At 37.8% G+C, this 19,978-nt stretch carries 26 protein-coding genes; 3 read left to right on the top strand and 23 right to left on the bottom strand.

What is annotated here, in order from left to right; all coding sequences use genetic code 11:
- Positions 1–28: 28 nt before the first annotated feature.
- From CKV67_RS05925 to CKV67_RS05910, 4 genes are all read right to left on the bottom strand, one after another.
- On the bottom strand, positions 29–787 hold the full coding sequence (locus CKV67_RS05925; RefSeq protein ID WP_025279893.1) for a TrmH family RNA methyltransferase: 759 nt from the start codon (positions 785–787) through the stop codon (positions 29–31).
- Positions 788–812: 25 nt separating this feature from the next.
- Complete coding sequence (locus tag CKV67_RS05920; RefSeq protein WP_025279892.1) at positions 813–1,892, bottom strand: M42 family metallopeptidase; 1,080 nt, start codon at positions 1,890–1,892, stop codon at positions 813–815.
- Positions 1,893–2,004: 112 nt separating this feature from the next.
- Complete coding sequence (locus CKV67_RS05915; protein WP_025279891.1) at positions 2,005–3,018, bottom strand: glucosaminidase domain-containing protein; 1,014 nt, start codon at positions 3,016–3,018, stop codon at positions 2,005–2,007.
- A gap of 270 nt (positions 3,019–3,288) precedes the next feature.
- Positions 3,289–4,158: a glucosaminidase domain-containing protein gene (locus tag CKV67_RS05910; protein WP_014092605.1), complete on the bottom strand. Its 870-nt coding sequence runs from the start codon at positions 4,156–4,158 to the stop codon at positions 3,289–3,291.
- 226 nt (positions 4,159–4,384) lie between these two features.
- Between CKV67_RS05910 and CKV67_RS05900 the strand changes: the two genes are divergently transcribed.
- Positions 4,385–4,702 (top strand): hypothetical protein, encoded by a 318-nt coding sequence (locus CKV67_RS05900; protein WP_014092604.1) that lies wholly within the window; start codon positions 4,385–4,387, stop codon positions 4,700–4,702.
- Positions 4,703–4,730: 28 nt separating this feature from the next.
- On the opposite strand, the gene CKV67_RS05895 is transcribed toward CKV67_RS05900, so the two are convergent.
- From CKV67_RS05895 to CKV67_RS05870, 6 genes are all read right to left on the bottom strand, one after another.
- A complete protein-coding gene (locus CKV67_RS05895) occupies positions 4,731–5,027 on the bottom strand; it encodes a CPCC family cysteine-rich protein (RefSeq protein ID WP_014092603.1) in 297 nt (98 codons plus the stop codon).
- A gap of 526 nt (positions 5,028–5,553) precedes the next feature.
- On the bottom strand, positions 5,554–6,183 hold the full coding sequence (locus CKV67_RS05890) for an NAD(P)-dependent oxidoreductase (protein ID WP_014092602.1): 630 nt from the start codon (positions 6,181–6,183) through the stop codon (positions 5,554–5,556).
- A gap of 74 nt (positions 6,184–6,257) precedes the next feature.
- A complete protein-coding gene (locus tag CKV67_RS05885; RefSeq protein WP_014092601.1) occupies positions 6,258–6,683 on the bottom strand; it encodes an Rrf2 family transcriptional regulator in 426 nt (141 codons plus the stop codon).
- A gap of 45 nt (positions 6,684–6,728) precedes the next feature.
- The gene (locus CKV67_RS05880; protein WP_014092600.1) at positions 6,729–7,274 is read right to left on the bottom strand and encodes a DUF2812 domain-containing protein; all 546 of its coding nucleotides are present in this window, start codon (positions 7,272–7,274) and stop codon (positions 6,729–6,731) included.
- A gap of 2 nt (positions 7,275–7,276) precedes the next feature.
- On the bottom strand, positions 7,277–7,588 hold the full coding sequence (locus CKV67_RS05875; RefSeq protein WP_014092599.1) for a PadR family transcriptional regulator: 312 nt from the start codon (positions 7,586–7,588) through the stop codon (positions 7,277–7,279).
- Positions 7,589–7,618: 30 nt separating this feature from the next.
- Entirely contained in the window at positions 7,619–8,137 is a 519-nt protein-coding gene (locus tag CKV67_RS05870) for a EutP/PduV family microcompartment system protein (RefSeq protein ID WP_014092598.1), read from the bottom strand.
- A gap of 87 nt (positions 8,138–8,224) precedes the next feature.
- On the opposite strand from CKV67_RS05870, the gene CKV67_RS05865 reads away from it, so the two are divergent.
- Together CKV67_RS05865 and CKV67_RS05860 are read left to right on the top strand one after the other, a co-directional pair.
- Positions 8,225–8,674: a DMT family transporter gene (locus tag CKV67_RS05865; protein WP_014092597.1), complete on the top strand. Its 450-nt coding sequence runs from the start codon at positions 8,225–8,227 to the stop codon at positions 8,672–8,674.
- Between the two features lie 14 nt (positions 8,675–8,688).
- Positions 8,689–9,156 carry a DMT family transporter gene (locus tag CKV67_RS05860; RefSeq protein WP_003719422.1) on the top strand — a complete coding sequence of 156 codons (468 nt, stop codon included), beginning with the start codon at positions 8,689–8,691 and terminating at the stop codon, positions 9,154–9,156.
- A gap of 40 nt (positions 9,157–9,196) precedes the next feature.
- On the opposite strand, the gene CKV67_RS05855 is transcribed toward CKV67_RS05860, so the two are convergent.
- The 13 genes from CKV67_RS05855 to CKV67_RS05795 all read right to left on the bottom strand — a co-directional run bounded on the left by CKV67_RS05855 (position 9,197) and on the right by CKV67_RS05795 (position 19,973).
- Positions 9,197–9,763, bottom strand: coding sequence for a cob(I)yrinic acid a,c-diamide adenosyltransferase (locus CKV67_RS05855; RefSeq protein WP_014092596.1), 567 nt, complete (start codon positions 9,761–9,763; stop codon positions 9,197–9,199).
- The gene (locus CKV67_RS05850) at positions 9,727–11,262 is read right to left on the bottom strand and encodes a cobyric acid synthase (RefSeq protein ID WP_014092595.1); all 1,536 of its coding nucleotides are present in this window, start codon (positions 11,260–11,262) and stop codon (positions 9,727–9,729) included. Before CKV67_RS05850 ends, CKV67_RS05855 begins: the two co-directional genes overlap by 37 nt.
- Positions 11,262–12,068, bottom strand: a complete 807-nt coding sequence (locus CKV67_RS05845) for an ATP-binding cassette domain-containing protein (RefSeq protein ID WP_014092594.1) — start codon at positions 12,066–12,068, stop codon at positions 11,262–11,264. The genes CKV67_RS05850 and CKV67_RS05845 overlap by 1 nt, the downstream gene beginning before the upstream one ends.
- A gap of 12 nt (positions 12,069–12,080) precedes the next feature.
- Positions 12,081–12,758, bottom strand: a complete 678-nt coding sequence (locus tag CKV67_RS05840) for an energy-coupling factor ABC transporter transmembrane protein (RefSeq protein ID WP_014092593.1) — start codon at positions 12,756–12,758, stop codon at positions 12,081–12,083.
- Complete coding sequence (locus CKV67_RS05835) at positions 12,745–13,041, bottom strand: energy-coupling factor ABC transporter substrate-binding protein (protein WP_014092592.1); 297 nt, start codon at positions 13,039–13,041, stop codon at positions 12,745–12,747. Before CKV67_RS05835 ends, CKV67_RS05840 begins: the two co-directional genes overlap by 14 nt.
- Complete coding sequence (locus CKV67_RS05830) at positions 13,038–13,688, bottom strand: energy-coupling factor ABC transporter permease (RefSeq protein ID WP_095075153.1); 651 nt, start codon at positions 13,686–13,688, stop codon at positions 13,038–13,040. The genes CKV67_RS05835 and CKV67_RS05830 overlap by 4 nt, the downstream gene beginning before the upstream one ends.
- 86 nt (positions 13,689–13,774) lie before the next feature.
- Positions 13,775–14,479 (bottom strand): cobalt-factor II C(20)-methyltransferase, encoded by a 705-nt coding sequence (locus CKV67_RS05825; protein WP_014092590.1) that lies wholly within the window; start codon positions 14,477–14,479, stop codon positions 13,775–13,777.
- Positions 14,472–15,257, bottom strand: coding sequence for a sirohydrochlorin cobaltochelatase (locus CKV67_RS05820; protein WP_014092589.1), 786 nt, complete (start codon positions 15,255–15,257; stop codon positions 14,472–14,474). Before CKV67_RS05820 ends, CKV67_RS05825 begins: the two co-directional genes overlap by 8 nt.
- Positions 15,254–16,735, bottom strand: coding sequence for a uroporphyrinogen-III C-methyltransferase (gene cobA / locus CKV67_RS05815; RefSeq protein WP_014092588.1), 1,482 nt, complete (start codon positions 16,733–16,735; stop codon positions 15,254–15,256). The genes CKV67_RS05820 and cobA overlap by 4 nt, the downstream gene beginning before the upstream one ends.
- Positions 16,735–17,487, bottom strand: a complete 753-nt coding sequence (cobK, locus tag CKV67_RS05810; protein WP_014092587.1) for a precorrin-6A reductase — start codon at positions 17,485–17,487, stop codon at positions 16,735–16,737. Before cobK ends, cobA begins: the two co-directional genes overlap by 1 nt.
- Positions 17,484–18,209 carry a precorrin-3B C(17)-methyltransferase gene (gene cobJ, locus CKV67_RS05805; RefSeq protein ID WP_014092586.1) on the bottom strand — a complete coding sequence of 242 codons (726 nt, stop codon included), beginning with the start codon at positions 18,207–18,209 and terminating at the stop codon, positions 17,484–17,486. The genes cobK and cobJ overlap by 4 nt, the downstream gene beginning before the upstream one ends.
- Positions 18,206–19,237, bottom strand: a complete 1,032-nt coding sequence (cbiG, locus tag CKV67_RS05800) for a cobalt-precorrin 5A hydrolase (RefSeq protein ID WP_014092585.1) — start codon at positions 19,235–19,237, stop codon at positions 18,206–18,208. Before cbiG ends, cobJ begins: the two co-directional genes overlap by 4 nt.
- Positions 19,224–19,973, bottom strand: coding sequence for a cobalt-precorrin-4 methyltransferase (locus CKV67_RS05795; protein WP_003747092.1), 750 nt, complete (start codon positions 19,971–19,973; stop codon positions 19,224–19,226). The genes cbiG and CKV67_RS05795 overlap by 14 nt, the downstream gene beginning before the upstream one ends.
- Between the last annotated feature and the right edge of the window lie 5 nt (positions 19,974–19,978).

Raw genomic sequence — 19,978 nt, 5'->3', positions numbered from 1 at the left:
GTTATTTAAAACCTAGCGACCACTTTAATTATTTTCTTAAACCGTAAAGTAAAATTCCAGCTGCAACTGCTACATTTAAAGATTCACTGTCACCATAAATAGGAATATATACTTTTTCTGAAAGTCTAGCTTGTAATTCAGGCGAGATACCATTTCCTTCATTTCCAACCATTAATGCCAGCGTTTCTCTTTTTGGAGTGTCCATTAATGATTTAGCTTGCTCATCAAGCACTGCACCAATTACTGGAACACCCTCTTCTTCTAAATTCAGAATCCAATCAAATAAGTTTGCTTGAATGACAGGAATATGAAAATGACTCCCTTGGGCACTACGAATAACTTTTGGATTATAGAGATCCGCGCTACCACGACCAAGTATTACTGCATCATATCCAGCTGCATCTGCTGTCCGAATTATTGTCCCAACATTACCAGGATCTTGAACAGCATCCACTAAAAGTAGTTTTTTCCCGTAGAGCAACATCATATCTGGCTCAGTCGTAGCAACTACCGCGAATACGCCTTGTTCTGTCATTGTTTCACTAATGAAATGACTGATTTCCGTGCTAATCTCCAAAACATCATAGTTTCCTTTTAGCCACTCTTCAGGAACAGAAACATCTTTTGAAACAAGTAGCTCAAGCACAAGACCATCTTGACGTAATGCTTCCTCCACTAAATGAAAACCTTCCACCAAATAGGTGCCTGTTTTATCACGGCCTTTTCTTGTTTGTAATTTTTTCCATGTTTTCACACGGTCGTTTTTTACGGATTGAATCTGTTCCATGAAAATTTTCCTCTTTTCTCGAAACTCAACCTAGTCGAATTTCTGTTACTTTTTCTTGGTCTAAACGTTTGACTACTTCGGTAATTAATTTTACGGCATTGTCGAAATCATCGCGATGTAACATGGACGAATGTGAATGAATATAGCGAGTCGCGATTGTGATGGATAAGGACGGGATGCCATTACCTGTTAAATGAATTGAACCGGAATCCGTTCCGCCCATTGGAATAGCTTCGTACTGATATGGAATAGCTAATTCATCAGCCACATCTGTTACAAAGTCACGAAGACCTTTATGCGCAACCATCGATGCATCATAAATGACAATTTGCGGACCTTTGCCCATTTTACTCATTGCTTCTTTATCTGTTACGCCTGGTGTGTCCCCTGCGATACCAACATCGACACCAAAACCAATATCTGGTTGAACGAAATGTGCTGCTGTTTTTGCACCACGTAAGCCTACTTCTTCTTGAACCGTTCCTACACCATAGACAATATTTGGATGCTGTTCTTTTTGTAAGTTTTTAAGTACTTCGATAGCGATTGCAAGTCCAATTCTGTTATCCCATGCCTTCGCAAGTAAAAACTTCTCGTTTTTCATTACTGTAAAATCAAAAGCTGGAACTATCATGTCGCCAGGACGAATTCCGTAACTTTCTACTTCGGATTTATCTACCGCACCGACATCAATAAACATGTCTTTAATATCAAATGATTTTTGACGTTCTGCAGCTGTCATAACGTGTGGTGGTTTAGAACCAATCACTCCAATAATTTCTTCTCCTGCACGTGTTACGATTGTTACTTTTTGTGCTAGCATTACTTGAGAAACCCAACCACCAACTGTTTGAAATTTGATGAAACCTTTATCGTCAATTTGGCTTACCATAAAACCAACTTCATCTAAATGACCAGTTATCATAATTTTTGGTCCTGTTTCATTACCAACTTTTTTCGCAATTGCACTTCCTAAACCGTCTGTTTCAAAACTATCAGCAAGCGGCTCAATATACTCACGAAATACGTTTCTAACTGCACGCTCATTACCAGGAATACCCTTCGCATCAGTTAACGCTTTTAACATCTTTAATTGTTCATCCATATAAATAACCCCTCCTTATAAACTCCTTATCCATTATAACAGTTTCTACTAAAAAAACCTGTTAAAATGCAAAAAAAGCCGAGATGGACTCTTCAGCTTTTTGAAAACTTCTTTACCAAGCGAATGATTGAATACTCAACAATGGTGTGTTTTGCACCAGCTTTCCTTTGTGCTCTTCTTTTACTAGTCTTGTTTTATGAAGTTCTGTAGTGTCAACAGACATATTGATTACTAAACGATTTTGATCATCCGTTTTTAGAAGTGATTCTAAGGTTGGCGAATAGTCTTCTGATTGGTAAAAATTCTTAATAGAGGTACTTTCTATCCAACCGATAGACTTACCATTTTGATGAATATGATACCATAAAATATTCGAGTCAGGGAGTTTCACTTCTTGATTAATAGAAACTTTTCGACTACTATATTTGGAAACTTTTTCTATTGGCTTGGCATTTTTTGTTCCACTTGGAGCGGACCAAATAAAGCTATTATCAATAGATGCTACTTCTCCTGCAGCTTTGATTGCTTTTTCGGATACAGGTTCACTGTAAACTATATCATATTTATTTAGATGTGCTTTTTCTATTAGTTCAATTAATTTTGCTGCATACTCTGGATCAGAGGAATATCCAGTTTTCCCAAGTGCTATTGCGGCTTTTTCAAAATCATATTCTTTGATTAAACCAGCATATAAGTTTTTGTTCCAAGAGGGACCATTAACAAATAAAACCGCATGATCATTTAGTGATTCATACCAACTTGGATATGCTCTGAATTTAGCATCTGTTCCAACCCAAACAACACCATTATGCTCTTTTGTTGGCAGCTTAATAGAGGCTCCTTTGTAAGCACCTTTAATCCCAAATAGATTGTTACCGTCTTTTGCGAGCTTGCTTTCTCCCCAATTGGATTCAAGGATTGCTTGCGAAATAGTGATACTTGCTAAAATACCGTGTTCTTTTTGTACTTTCACTGCATGCGGCGCAATCTCATTAATAAACTTCTCTTGCTTGGAAGTTAAGCCGTCCTCTAGACCAGCAGCTTGGCTATGGAGTGGTAATGCACATAATGTAATTGTAAGTCCAATTCCAATTGTCACCAAATGCTTCTTTGCGAGTTGTAACATAATGATCTTTTGCACATCCTTTTTAAGTTATCCCTTCTAGCTTTTTTGCAACTAGAAACCAATGTCCTTTTAAACAACCACTTTATTCTATCAAAAGTTTCTTGTAATACACATTACTTTTAGATGACATATGTTACAAAACGTGGCAGTATTTGGTGTTCAAGTTGTTTGCTTTGCTCGTTTTTTGCAAATAAAAAAGAAAAAGACTACAGAAAGGACTATTTGCCTATAAATAAGACAAGCCTTTTTGCGTCTTTATCCGTTATTTTGTTACTTTTTTTCAATTAATTCTTGCTTTACCCAGCCAATTGGCTCGTCAGCTACAGCAATTTGATACCATGTTCCACTGTCTGTTTTTGCTTCACGCAAGAGTTTTAAATCTTCTCGTTTATAGTAGTTAATTTCTTCTACTTTTTGCGCACCAGATAGTCCATATGGTCTTGTCCAAATGGCACCTGAAACGTCCTCTTTTACATTACAATATCCAGTTGACTTGGTATCATAATAGATTTTATCATCGATTCTATCATATAGTTGTAAATCATAGTTTTCAATGATAGTAGTTAATTTTTCTGCGTAGTCTGGGTCCGTTGCATAGCCAGCTGCTTGTAACTCCTGTGCGGCTTTTTTATAATCGTCAGCTGCTACAACACCATTGTATTTGTCTTTGTTCCAAGTAGTTCCACTTAAGAAAAGTTCTGCATGCGCATCGAGTGACTCATTCCAGTCTTTGTACTTTCGGAAGTTAGCATTTACTTCAATCCATTCTCCATCAACAAACTCTTTTGTCGACATCGTTACGAGCGGCTGCGGTGATTTTCCTTTAACGCCGAATAAATTATTCCCTTTCTGCGCTAAATCACTTTGTCCCCAGTCTGATTCTAAAATTGCCTGTGCTAATGTAATACTAGTTAAAATCCCATGCTTTTCCTGAATTTCTTGCGCGTGAGGTGACAGTTCATTTAGAAAATTTTGTTCTTTGGAATGAAATGCTGGATCGGGTTCTGGCGCTGTCATAATTAAATATTGCTGTCTAACAACCGAAGCAATGACTCCTACTAAAACAATAAGAACTAGTACTCCTGCTATCCCAAGTAGTCTTTTTTGGTTTTTCTTTTTAGATAGTTTGCGATATTTCAGATGTCGTCACGCCTTTCTGTCTACGAATCCCTTGATGCTTTTAGAATACGTTACTTTTACCACAATTGCAATCCTTCTAGCGCTCTATTTTGGCTAATTTAAAAAATCTTTAACATTTAAAAAGTCGCTTTTCTTCTATATAAAAGAAATTAACTATAGATGAGTTCAAGCACGCTTTACTTTTCACAATCTTTTTGTTATACTTTAGCGAAAAGGTGGTGTATAAATGTCAAAGGCAAGCTTTATTGCTTCTTTGTTACAACAAGGTCAATTTATTGAAAGATATAAAGAAGCAGGAAATTCTATGTTGCCAATTATAAAATCGAACCAACCAGTCAGTCTTATTCCGATTACAGCTGATATCGAGCTCGAGGTAAAAGATATTGTATTTTGTAAAGTAAAAGGAAATTACTATACACATTTGATTTCAGCAATTCGTACGCGAAATAATCAAGTAGAGTATCAAATATCTAATAATCATGGATTTGTGAATGGATGGGTTAAACAACGGAATATATTTGGTAAAGTCGTAAAAATTTGGTAAATCGCCAAATTTTATTTTTTTGCCCAATTTAACTTTTTTCGAAAGGTTTTGGTTTTCTAACGTGTGGTATCATTTCTTTTTCGCAGGCGCCAAATGCTTTGTAATTTTGTTGCCCTTCTTTTAAAGTCAAACCATGATTGGCACCAGAATGTAAATTAAGCAAGTCTTCTGGCAATGGTTTTTGTTCATAATATAAAAAGCGCATTTCATCTCCATCTAACATCAAATACGCATCATCCTCCCAAAAACAAACCGGACAAATATCATATTCTGCTCTTGTTGCTAAGGTTAAATTACCGCAGCATAAACATCTGTATTTCTTCATGTTATTATTCTCCTATAAAGTTCCTTCAATAATTATTTCATCTGCTTCTTTTTGTTTTTGAATAATCCATTGGCAAATAGTTTGAACAAAATTATTTAATAGTGCACCTTCCTATTCTTTTGCTAGCAATGTTTTAGTAATGCTATCCTATGCATTACTATGAATCCAGTTCATTCCAGTAACATCAAAAAATTCTGCCACTTCGCCTATATGAGAATCCATAAGAGGATAGACAATTTTAATAGTATCAAGTAAGTATTCGAAATCTGATGTATAAATAAAGATATGCTCTTTATCAGAAATGGATTGCCAGTTTTCTTCAAATTTAGCTAGAAAGAGAATGAAACCGTGATTTTCTCCTTTGGATGATAGGTTATTTTTTTATGATAAATCGCCTCTCTATTAAAATTCTACTTATTCTTTTACACTACTATATCGATAAAAGTATAAAAAATCTATACAAAAAATAAGTATCATCCGAGTTTTAATTCGAATAACACTTATTTTTCTTTTATGATAACTTTTTTTATTTAGATACGACACTAAAACGTTGCTTCAAATGTTTAGCATTTTCGATTTCGTCCACGAGTGCAATCGCATAATCAGCATAACTAATTTCACTATTTCCTGCTGCGTTGGTAGTTAAGACGTTAAGCGCTGTTTGGTATTCGCCAGTTCTAGCTCCGTCTGGATTAAAGAAAGCTGCTGGACTTATGTAGGTCCAGTTGACATTCGTTTCTTTTTGAAGTACGTTAAAAGCTTCTCCCATGTTGGTTGCTGTCGGTAAATAGGCTGCAGGGAAATCCGGTGTATCCATGACACGAATCGTTTCCTCAGGGTCAACGTATAAGCTCCCTGCCCCGCCAACAACGATTAAGCGTGTATTTGTTCCCTTTAATATAGTAGAAAGATGTTTTAATGATGTTTGGTGTAAGCTTTCTTCGCCTGGTGCGGCATTAAACGCATCAACGACCACATCAAAACCTTCTAAGTCACTTGTAGTTAGGTCGAAAATATCTTTTTCAATTGCTTTAATTTCGGTGGTGAGTTTTGCTTTATTACGAACGAATCCTGTGACATCATGCTCGCGACGAACTGCTTCTTTCGTAATTTCATTTCCTGCTTTTCCAGTTGCTCCGATAATTGCTATTTTCATCATCTATTCCTCCAATTTAATTAGTAACTAAAACAGTTACATTTAGTGTAAAAATGAACGGGAAATGAATCCCGCTAGTTAGTTGCTTTTTGTTTTATATTCGCAGTTATTTGACTTAAATTAGTTTGTTTTAAATCTGCTTCCATCTGTTGTTGCGCGTGGTTAAAAACGGTGTCGAGTGTATCTTGAATATTCGCGCCTACTTCACAATTCGGATTTGGATTTTTATGAATGTCAAAAAGCTGCTCTGTCTCATCCACTGCGGCATAAATATCATACAACGTAATTTCTGAGGCTGCTTTTAATAAATAAGTACCACTAACTCCGGGACTTGAATGAATTAGCCCGGCTTTTTTCAGTTTACTCATGATTCGTCTAATGACAACTGGGTTCGTATTTACGCTTGCGGCAATAAAGTCAGATGTAATCGCGCGTTCTTGGTTCATATCTATTAATGTTAAAATATGAACTGCAACGCTAAAACGTGTTGAAATGGCCATTCCCTCACCTCTTTGTAACCATTATAGTTACATTTATTTTTATTGTCAAGAGTTACTATTTAGTTTGTTTATTTTTCGTGTAAGATTGATAAACATTTTGCCATAGAGGATGACAAGAATCAGTAGTACTGCAAAAATGAATAGCGCACTACCCGAAAAATTATCTATTTGAAAAACGATTAAAAAATCCACTATAATCATAATGCTTATTAAGGCACCAAATAAAGACCACCGCTTACGAATTTTTCTAAATAGCTGACTAAGAGATTCTTTATCGGTGAAAATAGCCTGGCTTGTTTCATCCACGGTTATAAGTTTGCGAAAATACATCCAGTTCCCATTCAAAATCGGATAGGAATAGACATGTTCCCAACCCGCATCTGCAAAAAGGGTTTTATATTCCTCTTCATCGCCGGTCGTTTCTTTATAATCAATCGCATAGCTATACTCTGCCGGTGTTCCCTTTACGAAATGGTATCTAAATGATTTGTATTCTTTCAAAAACCAACCTTGTTGCGCCATATCATTTAAATAAGCCACTTCTTTTTCCATATTATCGACTGTGAAAAATTTGATGGTTTTTTTCTCCATGATTATATCCCCCTCGTATTTCTATACAATTCTTCAATCCGCGTTTTTTCTAAATGTAGGATTTCTTTGCCAGTTTCTGTTATTTGATAGATTTTTCGATTGCTTTCTTCTTGGATAATTTGGATTAATCCGTCTTTACTCATTTTGGATAAACTGCCGTAAATTGTTCCTGGACCGAGCTTGATGCGATTTTTGGTCATGCCGGCGACGTTTTCAATAATTGCATAGCCATGTCTTGGTTCTATTAATGACAGCAATATATAAAAAGCTGTTTCTGTCATTGGCAGATATGTTTTTCGCAATTTTTCATCCATAATTATATCGCACCTCGATGTATTTGATAATTATACTATATCACGGCTCGATATAGTTTGCAAGATTTTTTTGATTTCACTTTTTTTCTTGATAGTGAGCCATTTTTGTGGTTCTTCCATTCTTTTATTTTGGATAATTGGCTTGGTTTTGCTATCAAATAAGTTATCCCAGTAAAACATTTGCTTGAGCATTTTTAGACAAATGGGGTAATGTGCTGACTCGATTCGAAGCAATTGCTTGATTTGGCGTTTAATTAATTGGTAGCGGATTTGGCGTTTTGGTAGATCTAGAAAAATGATGATATCTGCCTGTGTGAAGCTATCTATCGCCCATGGTTCGATATGTACTCCTTCGATAATCCAATTTGGTTGGTTGATAATTTGTTTTAGTAATTCGTTTTTTTCAGAATCCGTTCGTCTCACTTCGATTTGTTCTCGTTTCCATACAATTCGGTCGGTTTCGAAATACGAAATACCTTTCATCTCTGAAAGTTTTTTTGCCAAAGTTGTTTTACCACTCCCTACTGATCCAATGATGCGAATTTTCATAAAATACCTCCGTTAAATTAATTACTATCTTTTTACCCCTATTTTACTTTATAATTAGTTCATTGTGATAAAAAAGGAGGAACATTCTTGATTATATTATTTATTGTATCTGGTCTTCTTGCTGGAATGGTTTTACCCGTCCAAACGGCCATTAATACACGTCTCAGTACCTATACGAAATCCCCGTTTTTAGCTTCATGGGTTTCTTTTGTGGTCGGAACAACTGTTTTGCTTGTTGTTTGCTTATTTACTCAAAAATCATGGCCAATATCATCAGAAATGATTGCCTCAAATCCTTGGTATATTTGGGTTGGTGGCGGAACTTTAGGGGTTATTTTTTTAACTGCCAACATTTTACTTTTACCGCGTCTAGGTTCAGCACTTCTTGTGATGATTACGGTTTGTGGACAAATGATTATGGCTATTATAATTGATAATTTTGGTTTGTTCCAGGTGCCAATGCATGAAATGAATCTCGAGCGGTTACTTGGAGTTATTTTAATGTTTGGCGGCATTTATTTGATGCAGCGATTTTAAAAGGGGGCGAAAACATGACAAAAAGATCTTCCAAATCATTACTACTTTTTATGGCGATGGGGCTTGTATCTGGCTTACTTTCACCAATTCAAACATCCATTAATAGTCAGTTGCGCGAGACAGTTAATTCACCCTTTGTGGCATCATTTATATCCTTTTTAGTAGGAACCACTTTGCTGACGATTATTTGTTTAATTGTAGAGCGACGTTTGACATTCCAGCTTAAGGGTGTTGGGCGAATTCCTTGGTGGGTATTCACTGGGGGCGCGCTTGGAGTACTTTTCGTTACTTCGAATATTTTACTTTTACCGTTACTTGGATCAGCTATGACAGTTGTTTTGGCACTTTGTGGCCAGATGATTATCGCACTGATTATTGACCATTTTGGCTTTTTTGGAGTCATTCCTCATCCAATTAACCGTTACCGAATGATTGGTGTTTTGTTGATGCTCATCGGCGTATTTTTAATTCAACGTTTTTAAAAGAAAAACCTCTCCTGTAGTTTGCGGGAGAGGTTTTTGCTTATTTCTTTTTATTTCGAAAAACAAGTTCGGAGTTTTTATAAAAAATATCTGTTTTACCAGCACGAAAATTAACTACTCGGGCGACAGCAAAAAAATAATCTGACAAGCGGTTTACATATTTGAGCACTTCCTGGTTAGATGCGGCAATTTTTTGCATGCCGACAATTTCGCGTTCTGCTCTTCTTGCCACGGTTCTTGCCATATGGAGTAAAGAAGCCGCTCCAGTACCGCCTGGCAGGATGAATTTTTCGATTTCTGGTGGTTCGTCAGCATAGATATCAATTCGGTCTTCTAACCAAGCTACCGGCTCGCTAGTTAGCTTATACGGACGTTTGCCTTCTTCTGTCGCTAAATCCCCTCCTGCATCAAACAATTGTTGCTGGATTTGTTCTAATTCTGCTTGGATTTCTGGTTCATCCGTAAGTGTGGTAATTGTAAAACCAAGTAGTGAATTTAATTCATCAAGGGTTCCGTATGCATTGATTCGGATGTTGTCTTTACTAACTTTACTCCCCCCGATAATTCTTGTCATCCCTTTATCACCGGTTTTGGTGTAGATACGCATATTGTTTCTCCTTTCATAATTTTTTCTAGTTTATCCATTTGAATGTTTTCTTCTAAAAGTGTTGCTAGTTTATTGTATTCTTGCTCTTTATGCGCTTTTAGTGGAGTGATTTCATGAGGATAGGCATTTTGCTGTTTTTTCATGAGTAATTCATCGAAAAGATTTTTCAGAAATGTTGGATTATCAAAAACACCGTGTATATATGTGCCAATAATGTTTTCACTCGCAGAAACAGCGCCGTCTTGGTGGATTTCACTATTACCGTTTACTACTTGAATTTCACAGAATGGCTGGGTGTTTTTACTGCGGGTCGTCTTACCCATATGGATTTCGTATCCTTCCACTTGTTCACCTGAAAGCGTAACTCCACTGATTTGGGTTGTTTGTTTTTGGTTTTGAAAAGTAGTTTCGGTATGAAGTAAACCTAAGCCAGCGATTTCAAGTTGGCTACTTTCTACTTGGTTTGGATCTAACATTTTTTCGCCAAGCATTTGATAACCGCCACAAATGCCAATTATTTTTCCATTTTTCTCTGCAAAGTGCTGAATTGCTTTTTTTAAGCCTGATTCTTCTAAAAAGGTCATGTCTGCTATTGTGTTTTTACTTCCGGGAATGATGAGCAGATCTGGATTGCCGAAATCATTGGTGCTTCTTATGTAACGCACACTTATATCTGGTTGGATTTCCAAAACATGAAAGTCAGTGAAATTGGAAATTCTTGGCAAACACACGACTGCAATATCAAGTAGTGCGTTGTCATCGGCTGTTGTTTTTTTACCACTAAGGGCGACACTATCTTCTTCTTCTAGTTGTAAATTAGCATACGGAATTACGCCGATAACCGGAACATTAGTTAATGCTTCAATCATTTCGATTCCTGGTTGTAATAGAGCCACATCACCACGAAATTTATTGATAATCACGCCTTTTAACCGAGCACGTTCTTCGTCTTTTAAGAGCATAATTGTTCCGTAAATCGAGGCAAAGACGCCACCTTTATCAATATCTGCAACTAAAACAACTGGTGCATCAACCATTTTTGCCATGCCCATGTTGACGATATCTCGGTCGTTTAAATTGATTTCGGCTGGACTACCCGCGCCTTCTAAGACAATGATATCATTTTCTGCAGCTAAACTCTGGTAAACAGCTTGAATTTTTGGAATGAGTGTTTGTTTGAAGTCGTGGTAGCGGACCGCATCCATATTTGCTAAAATGCTTCCCATAAAAATCACTTGGGACTGGCGGTCGTTGGTTGGTTTTAGTAACACTGGGTTCATCCGGACGTCTGGGAATACACCGGCTGCTTCTGCTTGGAAGACTTGTGCTCGCCCCATTTCATCTCCTGTGGCTGTGATAAAAGAATTAAGCGACATATTTTGCGATTTAAACGGGACAACGCGGAATCCTTTATTTTTAAATAACCGGCAGAGACCAGCTACTAGAACACTTTTTCCGGCATCTGAGGCGGTACCTTGAACCATGATTTGTTGTACCATTAGTTTTCACCTCTTTTTGTATGCGCGAAAAATTGCGCTTCTTTTTTAAATAGCGAATAGCCTGCTTGTTGATGCAGCTTAATTAACCACGGTTGAACTAGGCCAGCTTCCTCAATGTTGTTTTTCTCTAAGAAAACTTGACTCGTTTCTCCGTCCGTTAAAACTTCTCCATTTTTTAATACATAAACATAATCACATATTTCGTAAATCAAATCGATATCGTGGCTTGAAATAAGAATTTTCTTTCCTTCATTAGCCAAGCGTTCAATAATTTCCATCATGATTTTTTTACCAATCGGGTCAAGTCCGGCGGTAGGTTCATCGAGCAAGAGCCAATCTGTGTCGAGTACGAGCGCTCCGGCAATTGCGACACGTTTTTTCTGACCATAGCTTAAGTATTGTACTGGTTTATCTTGGAATTCTTTTGCTCCAACGGTTTCTAGCACGCTTGTGACTCTTTTTTCTACTTCTTGTTCACTTACACCAAGGTTTCTAAGAGCAAAAGCCACATCATCACGGACATTGGAATAAAAAATTTGTTGATCTGGGTCTTGAAATACGATACTTACTTTTTTTCGTAAAGCAAATAACGCTTTTTTGTTGTAAGTAAGTGGCTTATCGTCAAAATACACTTTGCCTTTTGTTGGTTTATTGATTCCTAACAGCTGCATGAAAAGTGTGGATTTCCCTGAACCATTTGCTCCAATTAAACCAATAATGTCTCCTTTTGCTAAATCAATCGACACATCGGTTAGCGCTTTTTTTCCGTCTTCGTACTCAAATGAAATATGTTCTGTTTTAAGCACCTTGGCTTCCTCCTAGATATGAAATTCTCCTTGATATAACTTAACATCAAGTGTTATCACCATTTCATTATATCTTTTCATGACTCGATTAAATAATGTATTAACAAGCATCCCAAATGAGCGATAACTATTTTTAATTCCGTGGTAACCAAAACGTAGGCTCTGTGCTTTACGAATTGCCACTGCTTCTTCCAAGAAAATGAAGATAAAGCGGTAAATCAAAATCGTTAATTCGATAAGTATTTTAGGAATAAAAATTTGTTTCATTACTTTCGTTAACTGTACCACGGGAACGGTTAAGACAAAAAAGTAAGTTGCGGATAAACAAGCAATACTCCGAAAGAAAACTTGTGTGGCGGTTGTAATTGTCACGTCGGAAATTCCTAGGTAAAAATTGCCAATTGAAACAGAAGTAATAAAGCTGCTTGGGTCTTTAGAAATCGAAATTAAGATAGATAACAAGCTGAAAAGTAGAAACGAAAATGGTAGTAGGAGCCATTTTAGATACTGTTTGAAGTGAATTTTCACTACATATAATGTTAATGGCACCATACATAAAAACAAGCCGGCTTGAACAATTACAGGTCCTGTTAGAGATAAAACTAAAATAATTAAATAAAACAATGATTTTCCAGATGGTGAGTATGCTATCCAGCGATTTTGATAGGCATACTTATCAATCGTTAGCATCATTTTCTGCCTTCCGTTTGCCGCGACTTACCCCAATAACATAAGCGATAATCCCGGTTCCAATACAACCTTGTAGCGTAAATAACAAACTTTCAATTTCGCCACTTTTTGGTTCATAAATCGGTGTAAACCAAGGTTCGTAACTCGGATCAATTTTAGTAATTTCTGCTTCTGCTTCTCCGTCTGACCCTCCGTACTCTCCTGTTTTATTGAAGAAGAATGGACTCACCATTAGCAAAATGACTAAAAGTATCAAAATGACATTAATATTAATTTTTTTCATCGTAATTGTGCCACCTTTTCTGGTAGATTTTTGCTAATTAAATTATACATAACTACGGTCAGCAAGCCTTCTGCAATGGCAATTGGTACTTGAGTAACGCAGAAAATCGCCATAAATTTAAGAATGGATGCCATCATACCTGATGCTGGATCTGGGAAGACAACTCCGAGCTGGACACTGGTCGTAAAGTAGGTTGCAAGGTCTGCTGTCATCGCACATAAGAAAATCGAAACACTTTTATTACAGTTTAATTTACGGGCTAGTTTATAGACGACAAAACCGACCATTGGGCCAATTACTGCCATGGACATCGCATTCGCTCCGAGTGTGGTAATTCCTCCGTGGGCAAGAAGTAATGCTTGGAAAAGCAAAACAATTACTCCAAGAACACTGACTACTAGTGGACCAAACATGACTGTTGCAAGTCCTACACCAGTTGGATGCGAACAAGAACCTGTTACTGATGGGATTTTTAGTGCCGATAAAACAAAGATAAACGCCGCGCATAGTGCTAATAGTAGTTTATTATTTTTATCAATCGCGATTAATTTGCGGATTCGGATTAAACCAAGCACAAGAAAAGGAATGAAAACAATTAGCCAAAACACAGCCCATTTAACTGGTAAAAAACCCTCCATAATATGCATTGCGTGTGCAGATTCTGGGTTAGTTAATGTGAAGTAAATGACCCCAATTAAAACAAATGGGATAAATTTCCATAATTTTTTCATTGCTATTGCTCCTTTCTTTTTTTCACAATAATCGTTGTGAAATAAGACATTTTTTCTTCTGGATTTATTTCCTGCATACCGTATATGATTTTTTCGGTAGACATTGCCACATCGCTAACAACGACAGCTGAATCAAGTAAATTTGCTTTTTTTAGCAAGTTTCTTACAAGTGGTAAATTACTAGCTGCTTTCATCAAGACAATGGTGTCAAAGAGGTTTAAGGCTTGCTCTATTTTTTCAGCACCTGCAGTAACTGGAATCACGGCAAAGCTTTCTTCCTCCATAACGAGCGGTAATTCGATTCTGGAAGCGATATTAGCAAAAGAGGAAATCCCTGCTAAAGTGACTGTTTTTACCTCTCCTTTTAAAAGCTCTAGTAGATAGCTGTATGTACTGAAAATCATCGGGTCCCCCAGTGTAATAAAGCCAACATCGTGTCCCTGGTTGATGTCTGTTTTAATTTCTGCTGCAATTTTTTTCCAAGCGAGTTGTTTTTCTTCTTTGTTGTAACTCATTGGAAAATGGCGCTCTTTAATGATAAGAGAGTCTTTTAAATACGGAGCAACTATTTTTTTCGCTAAGCTGTCGCCGCCTTTTTTCGGTTGTGGTGTATAAAGGATTGCTAGTTTTCCAAGTCGTTCTGCTGCTTCAATGGTGACTAATTTACTGTCGCCTGGTCCGGTACCTATTCCGTAAAATTTAGCCACGTAGATTCACCCTTTCGATTGCCGTATGGATATGGTCGATGAACTGAGCTTGAATAAGTGGGTTTTCACCTAGGCCTTGCAAATGACATTCTGTTTCAATGCCTGCTTTTTCTAACGTGCTTTTCCATGAATCTTCCTCGTCCGAAGCCATATCATTCGTGGCATGATCGCCCGCAACGAGCATGAATGGCATAAGATGCGCTTTCTTGATTCCGACTTTTTGCAAGCGCTGAATCACTTGGTCAAGCCCAGGATAACTTTCTACTGCACAAAGATAGATAGGTTCATTTAGCAGCATATGGTCTAAACAAGCATAAGCACTAAAAGCGTGATGCTTCGAACCATGTCCCATCAAAATTAGTGCTTCATTCTCGGTTAGTTTTGGCATTTGATAACGAATGGCTTCGATGGCTTTTTCATAATCTTCTTTGGAGTCAAGTAGCGGTTGGCTGATGATGATTGAATCAAAGGCGGATTGGAATTTTTTCACTTGTGCTGTGATTTTTTCGAATTCCCCGCCACTAATAATATGTAACGACTGAATAATGACTTCGTTGTATCCTAATTCTTTTAGTTTATTCAAAGCTTGGCTGGGTGTGTCGACATCCATATCGTCACGTGTTTTCAGTTTTTTAATGATTTTGTTTGAAGTGAAGGCGCGGAAAACTGTATAATCCGGAAATTCTTTTGCGACTCTTTTTTCGCAAGCTTCAATTGTTTTTGCTCTTGTTTCTGGATAACTTGTTCCGAAACTAACAACTAAAATGGCTTTTTTCATTGCAGTACTCCTTCTAGTTTTGTTTTTTGGATTAACTCGATGAAGCTTTCTGGTGTGGCATTTTCGGCTTGATAATAATTCGTAAAACCAAATGATGCTAAAGTAGCGCTTGTGAATCTGCCAATAGATAAAATTGTTTTTTGTTGTAAGAGCGCTTTTTCTTCCGCGGTTAGAACTGCAAGCAAGTTATGAACCGCGCGCGAACTAGAAAAACAAATTTGATCAAAGCATTCGAGATCAAATGGGCGTTCTGTCACTGGGCGCATATCGTATAACGGCATGGTTTGAACCGTTTCAATTCCTGCTAACATCGTTTGTACTTCTGCTGTATCAAGCACGCTTCCAACAATTAGGCTAGCTTGATTAGCTTTAAAACGGGACGCATGCTCTAAAATTAATTCTTGGCTACGTCTTTTTATAAAGCTATCGGGTATAATTCCTTTTTCTGTAAAGGCTTCTTTTGTTTGTTTGCCAATTGCAGTTAGATGGGTGTTTTTCAAGCTACGAACATCTAAATTTATCGACCCTAAGTAATTGAAAAAGCGTTCGACCGCTTCTTTGGAGGTGAAAAGCAGTTCTTGATATTCAGCGAGTTGTCCAGCAGTTTTTGTTGGGGCGATATCGAGTACTTGGATATTTGGGTACATCGTTACTTCGCCGCCTAAATCACGAATATTTTCCGCGAGCATACTTTTTCCTTTGCGTGCTCTTGGTAATAAAACTTTTGTATGGAACAGAGGCAATTCTTCAAAAAAGTTCAATTGTGGTCTTAAAGTTACAACATTTCCTACAACTATAAGTGCCGGCGAGGAAATACCGGATTCTGCTACTTTTTGCTCAATAGTTGCTAAGCTTCCAGTGACAGTCAATTGTTTTCCGCGTGAGGCCCATTGAACAATTCCGACAGCTGTTTCTGGATTACGACCGTATTGCAGCAAGTTCGCGCAAATATTTGGCAGGTTTGTCATTCCCATTAGAAAAATGAGCGTTCCTTCTAACCGAGCTAATGCTTCCCAATCAAGTGGATCGCGTCCTTTTTTCAAGTGACCAGTAATTACGTGAAAGCTCGAGGCGAAATCACGGTGGGTCACGGGAATTCCAGCATAAGCCAACCCGCCAATCGCCGAAGTAATTCCCGGAATAACTTCAAATGGAATTCCTGCTTGATAAAGCGTTTCTCCTTCTTCGCCACCACGACCAAACACATATGGGTCTCCTGCTTTTAAGCGTACTACTAGATTATTTGTTTTTGATTCTCTAACAAGTATTTGTTCAATCTCCTCTTGTGGAATTGGATGATGTAATGGTTCTTTTCCAACATAAATGAGTTTGCAGCTGGGTTTACGCTCTTGAAGCATTGCCGGCTCGACTAAGCGATCATAGACAATGACATCTGCTTTTTGAAGTGCGGCTAAACCTTTTACTGTCAGTAGCTGTGCATCTCCAGGACCGGCACCGATTAATATGACTTTTCCCATTAGTAGACCTCCCATTGTGTTAAAATTTCTGGTAGTTCTGTTACATGATTTATTTCGATTGGGTAGTTTAGAATTTTTCGACGGATAACGACGACTGGAATGTTTAATTCTGCTGCTGCCGCTAGTTTTTCTTGAAAACCACCTTGTTTGCCACTTTCTTTTGTAATTAAAACATCTGCTTGTGTCATTTCTAGCTGCGTTTTATTGGCTTCTTTCGTAAAAGGGCCTTTCATACCGATTAACTGATCCGCTACTAACCCTAAATTTTCCGCAGAACGAATCACATCTGATACTGGTAAAATTCGTGCGATAAGATGTTTATCTGTTAAGCGTTCGACAAATTCTGGTAAATTTTTGCTTCCGGTTGTAAGGAAAATCCGTTCTCCCAGTTTGTTAGCGGTTGTACATGCTTCTTCAATATTAGCGACTAAAAATGTATTTTCCGCTTGCTCACTTGTTCGTTCAAAGCGAATGTAAGGGATAGCTGCTTCTAAACAAGCTTCCATTGCTGTTTCAGAAACAATCGTTGCAAAAGGATGAGTCCCATCAATGACAGCAGTTACGTTCTCTATTTGCCATTTTGCTAGCATTTCTGTTTTGGATAATCTTCCGCAAAATACTTTTTTGGCATGCTGATTTGCAAGTGTTGCACCGTATTCTGTTGCAACCGATAGTGAGAAATCGAGCCCCTTTTCCGTTAGCCAATCGCTAATGATTAGGCTATCAGAAGTGCCACCAAGAACAAAAATCATAGCGAGTATCCTCGTGGTGTAATCATTTTTCCGTTTTTCACATAGGTTTCTTTGTTACCGACAATAACCATCGTTGTCATGTCTACTAATTCATAATCCATTTCGCGCATCGTTGTGATGATTTTCCGTTCTTCTTTACGCCCGACATCTTTCACTATGCCAACAATCGTATCGGCTGATTTAAATTCCATCATTTTTTGAAAAGCATTGGCTAAATGATTTGCGCGGCCCTTACTTCTTGGATTGTAAAAACAAACGACAAAATCAGCCATCGCTGCATGTAGCAAACGTTTTTCAATCACTTCCCAAGGAGTCATTAAATCACTTAGACTAATATGACAAAAGTCGTGCATAATCGGCGCACCAAGTACTGCTGCTGCGCCAATACTGGCAGTAATTCCGGGAACTACTTTTACTTCAAGTTCTGGATTACTTTTTTCGGCTAATTCTAAAACTAAACCGGCCATACCATATATCCCAGCGTCGCCACTGGAAACAACAGCTACGTTTTTTCCAGTTAGTGCGATATTAACTGCTTCTTGGCAGCGATCAATTTCCCGGCGCATACCGGTTTTTACTATTTCCTTGTCCTTGATAAGTTCTTTGATTAATTTAATGTATGTTACATAACCAACGATAACATCTGCTTCTTCTATTGCTTGTAGTGCCTCGCCTGTCATTAAGCGTTTATCTCCAGGTCCAATCCCAATCACATAAATCATTTTGCCACCTCATTATTTTTAGTTAATTTTCCTGCTGCAAATGTCACACCAGTTTCTGCAAATCTAGCGGAAATTACGTTGCCGCTACTTCCGATATCAGCCGAGGATAAAGCAACATTGCCAACTTGTACTGTTTTTTTCACAAATTCAGATGTTGGATATTTTTCAGCTACGGTTTGCAGTTCCTCTGCTGAATGGACAATAAATTTCATCTCCCATTTTTCCGCTAAATGCCTAATTGCAGGCTCTTGTTCTTTAATAGAAATACTATGAATTTCCGCGAATGCTCGTGGATGAATGTTTTCTTGTTCACAAAAATGGTTAAAAGCAGTATCAATAGTTTCCGTTGAAATGCCTTTTCGACAACCAACACCAAGTACGCGATGTCTTGGGATGAGCCTAATTCGTTCTAGGTCTGTCGCAGGAAGTTGTAATTTAGTGGAAATATAGACAAGTGGGCTAACTGCTTTTTCTGTAAAACCTCTTTGGTCGATAGTTAGTGGTTCATCCAAATAAATTCCAACTTCTTCACCAGCAGCGAGTAGACCGTTAATACGTTTCGTTGTTGCTTTAAAATCTGGTAAATAGCCATCCATAGCTTTAGCAATATTGTCAATTGCCGCTACATTCGCGCGGTCAGTTGCGGTCGTAATTACCGCTTTACCATTTGTTAAAGCGGCAACTTTTTCTGTCAGTTCGTTTGCACCGCCGACATGTCCTGAAAGTAAACTAATGACAAATTCACCATTTTCATCCATAACAAGTACGGCTGGGTCGGATAATTTATCTTGAATGACTGGTGCAAGTGTTCGAACGACTATTCCAGTAGCCATAATACAAATTAAACCTTGATACTTAGAAAAAAGTGCTTGCATTCCAGTTCGAAAATCAGGTTGTAAGGCTTGGCTTTTACTGTTTACATGCTTTGCTGGTACAAAAATAGTTGCATCAATAGTATTGGTTAGTTGGATTGCCAAATCTCGGCCACGAGCTGTGACTGCAATAATCGCAAGCTTATCTATACTCATGCTTGAAGTCCTTGTCATATAGTTTGGAGTAATAAAATTCTTCTCCAAGGAAGTCGCCAACCATGATTAGTGCTGTTTTTGTAATGCCTGCTTCTGTGACTTTTTCAGCGATGTCTTGAAGTGTTCCTGTGACTTTTTTCTCTTCTGCCCAAGTCGCTTTGTAAATGACAGCAGCTGGGGTTTCGGGTTTGTATCCGCCTTTGATTAGCTCTGAAACAACTTTCCGGATTCCTTGAACAGAAAGAAAAATAACCATGGATGTTTGGTGAGCCGCATAAGATCTAAGCGATTCGCGGGATGGTACCGGGGTTCTTCCAGCCATTCGGGTAATAATAACGCTTTGGCTTACTTCCGGAACGGTATATTCTACTCCAAAGCTACTTGCTGCCCCAAGGAAAGAACTAACCCCTGGAGTACATGTGAATGGAATCGAACGTTTTTTCATTTCTTCTACTTGTTCACGAATCGAACCATAAATAGAGAAGTCGCCTGTTTGCAAGCGAACTACTTCTTTCCCAGCAGTCACGCCTTTTTCCATACAATCAATTATTTCGATTAAGTTCATACTTGCACTATTATGAATTTCACAGTCTGCTTTACAGTATTCTAATAGTTCTGGATTCACTAGCGAACCTGCGTAAATCACCACATCTGCTTCTTTTAGTAATTGGTATCCTTTTAATGTAATTAGTTCTTTGTCTCCAGGTCCTGCTCCGACGAAATGTACTTGTGCCATTTTTT

The sequence above is a fragment of the Listeria ivanovii subsp. ivanovii genome (genome assembly GCF_900187025.1).
Lineage (GTDB): Bacteria > Bacillota > Bacilli > Lactobacillales > Listeriaceae > Listeria > Listeria ivanovii.
Note: the sequence above shows the minus strand (reverse complement) of the source record. Positions and strands in the feature narration are given on the sequence as shown.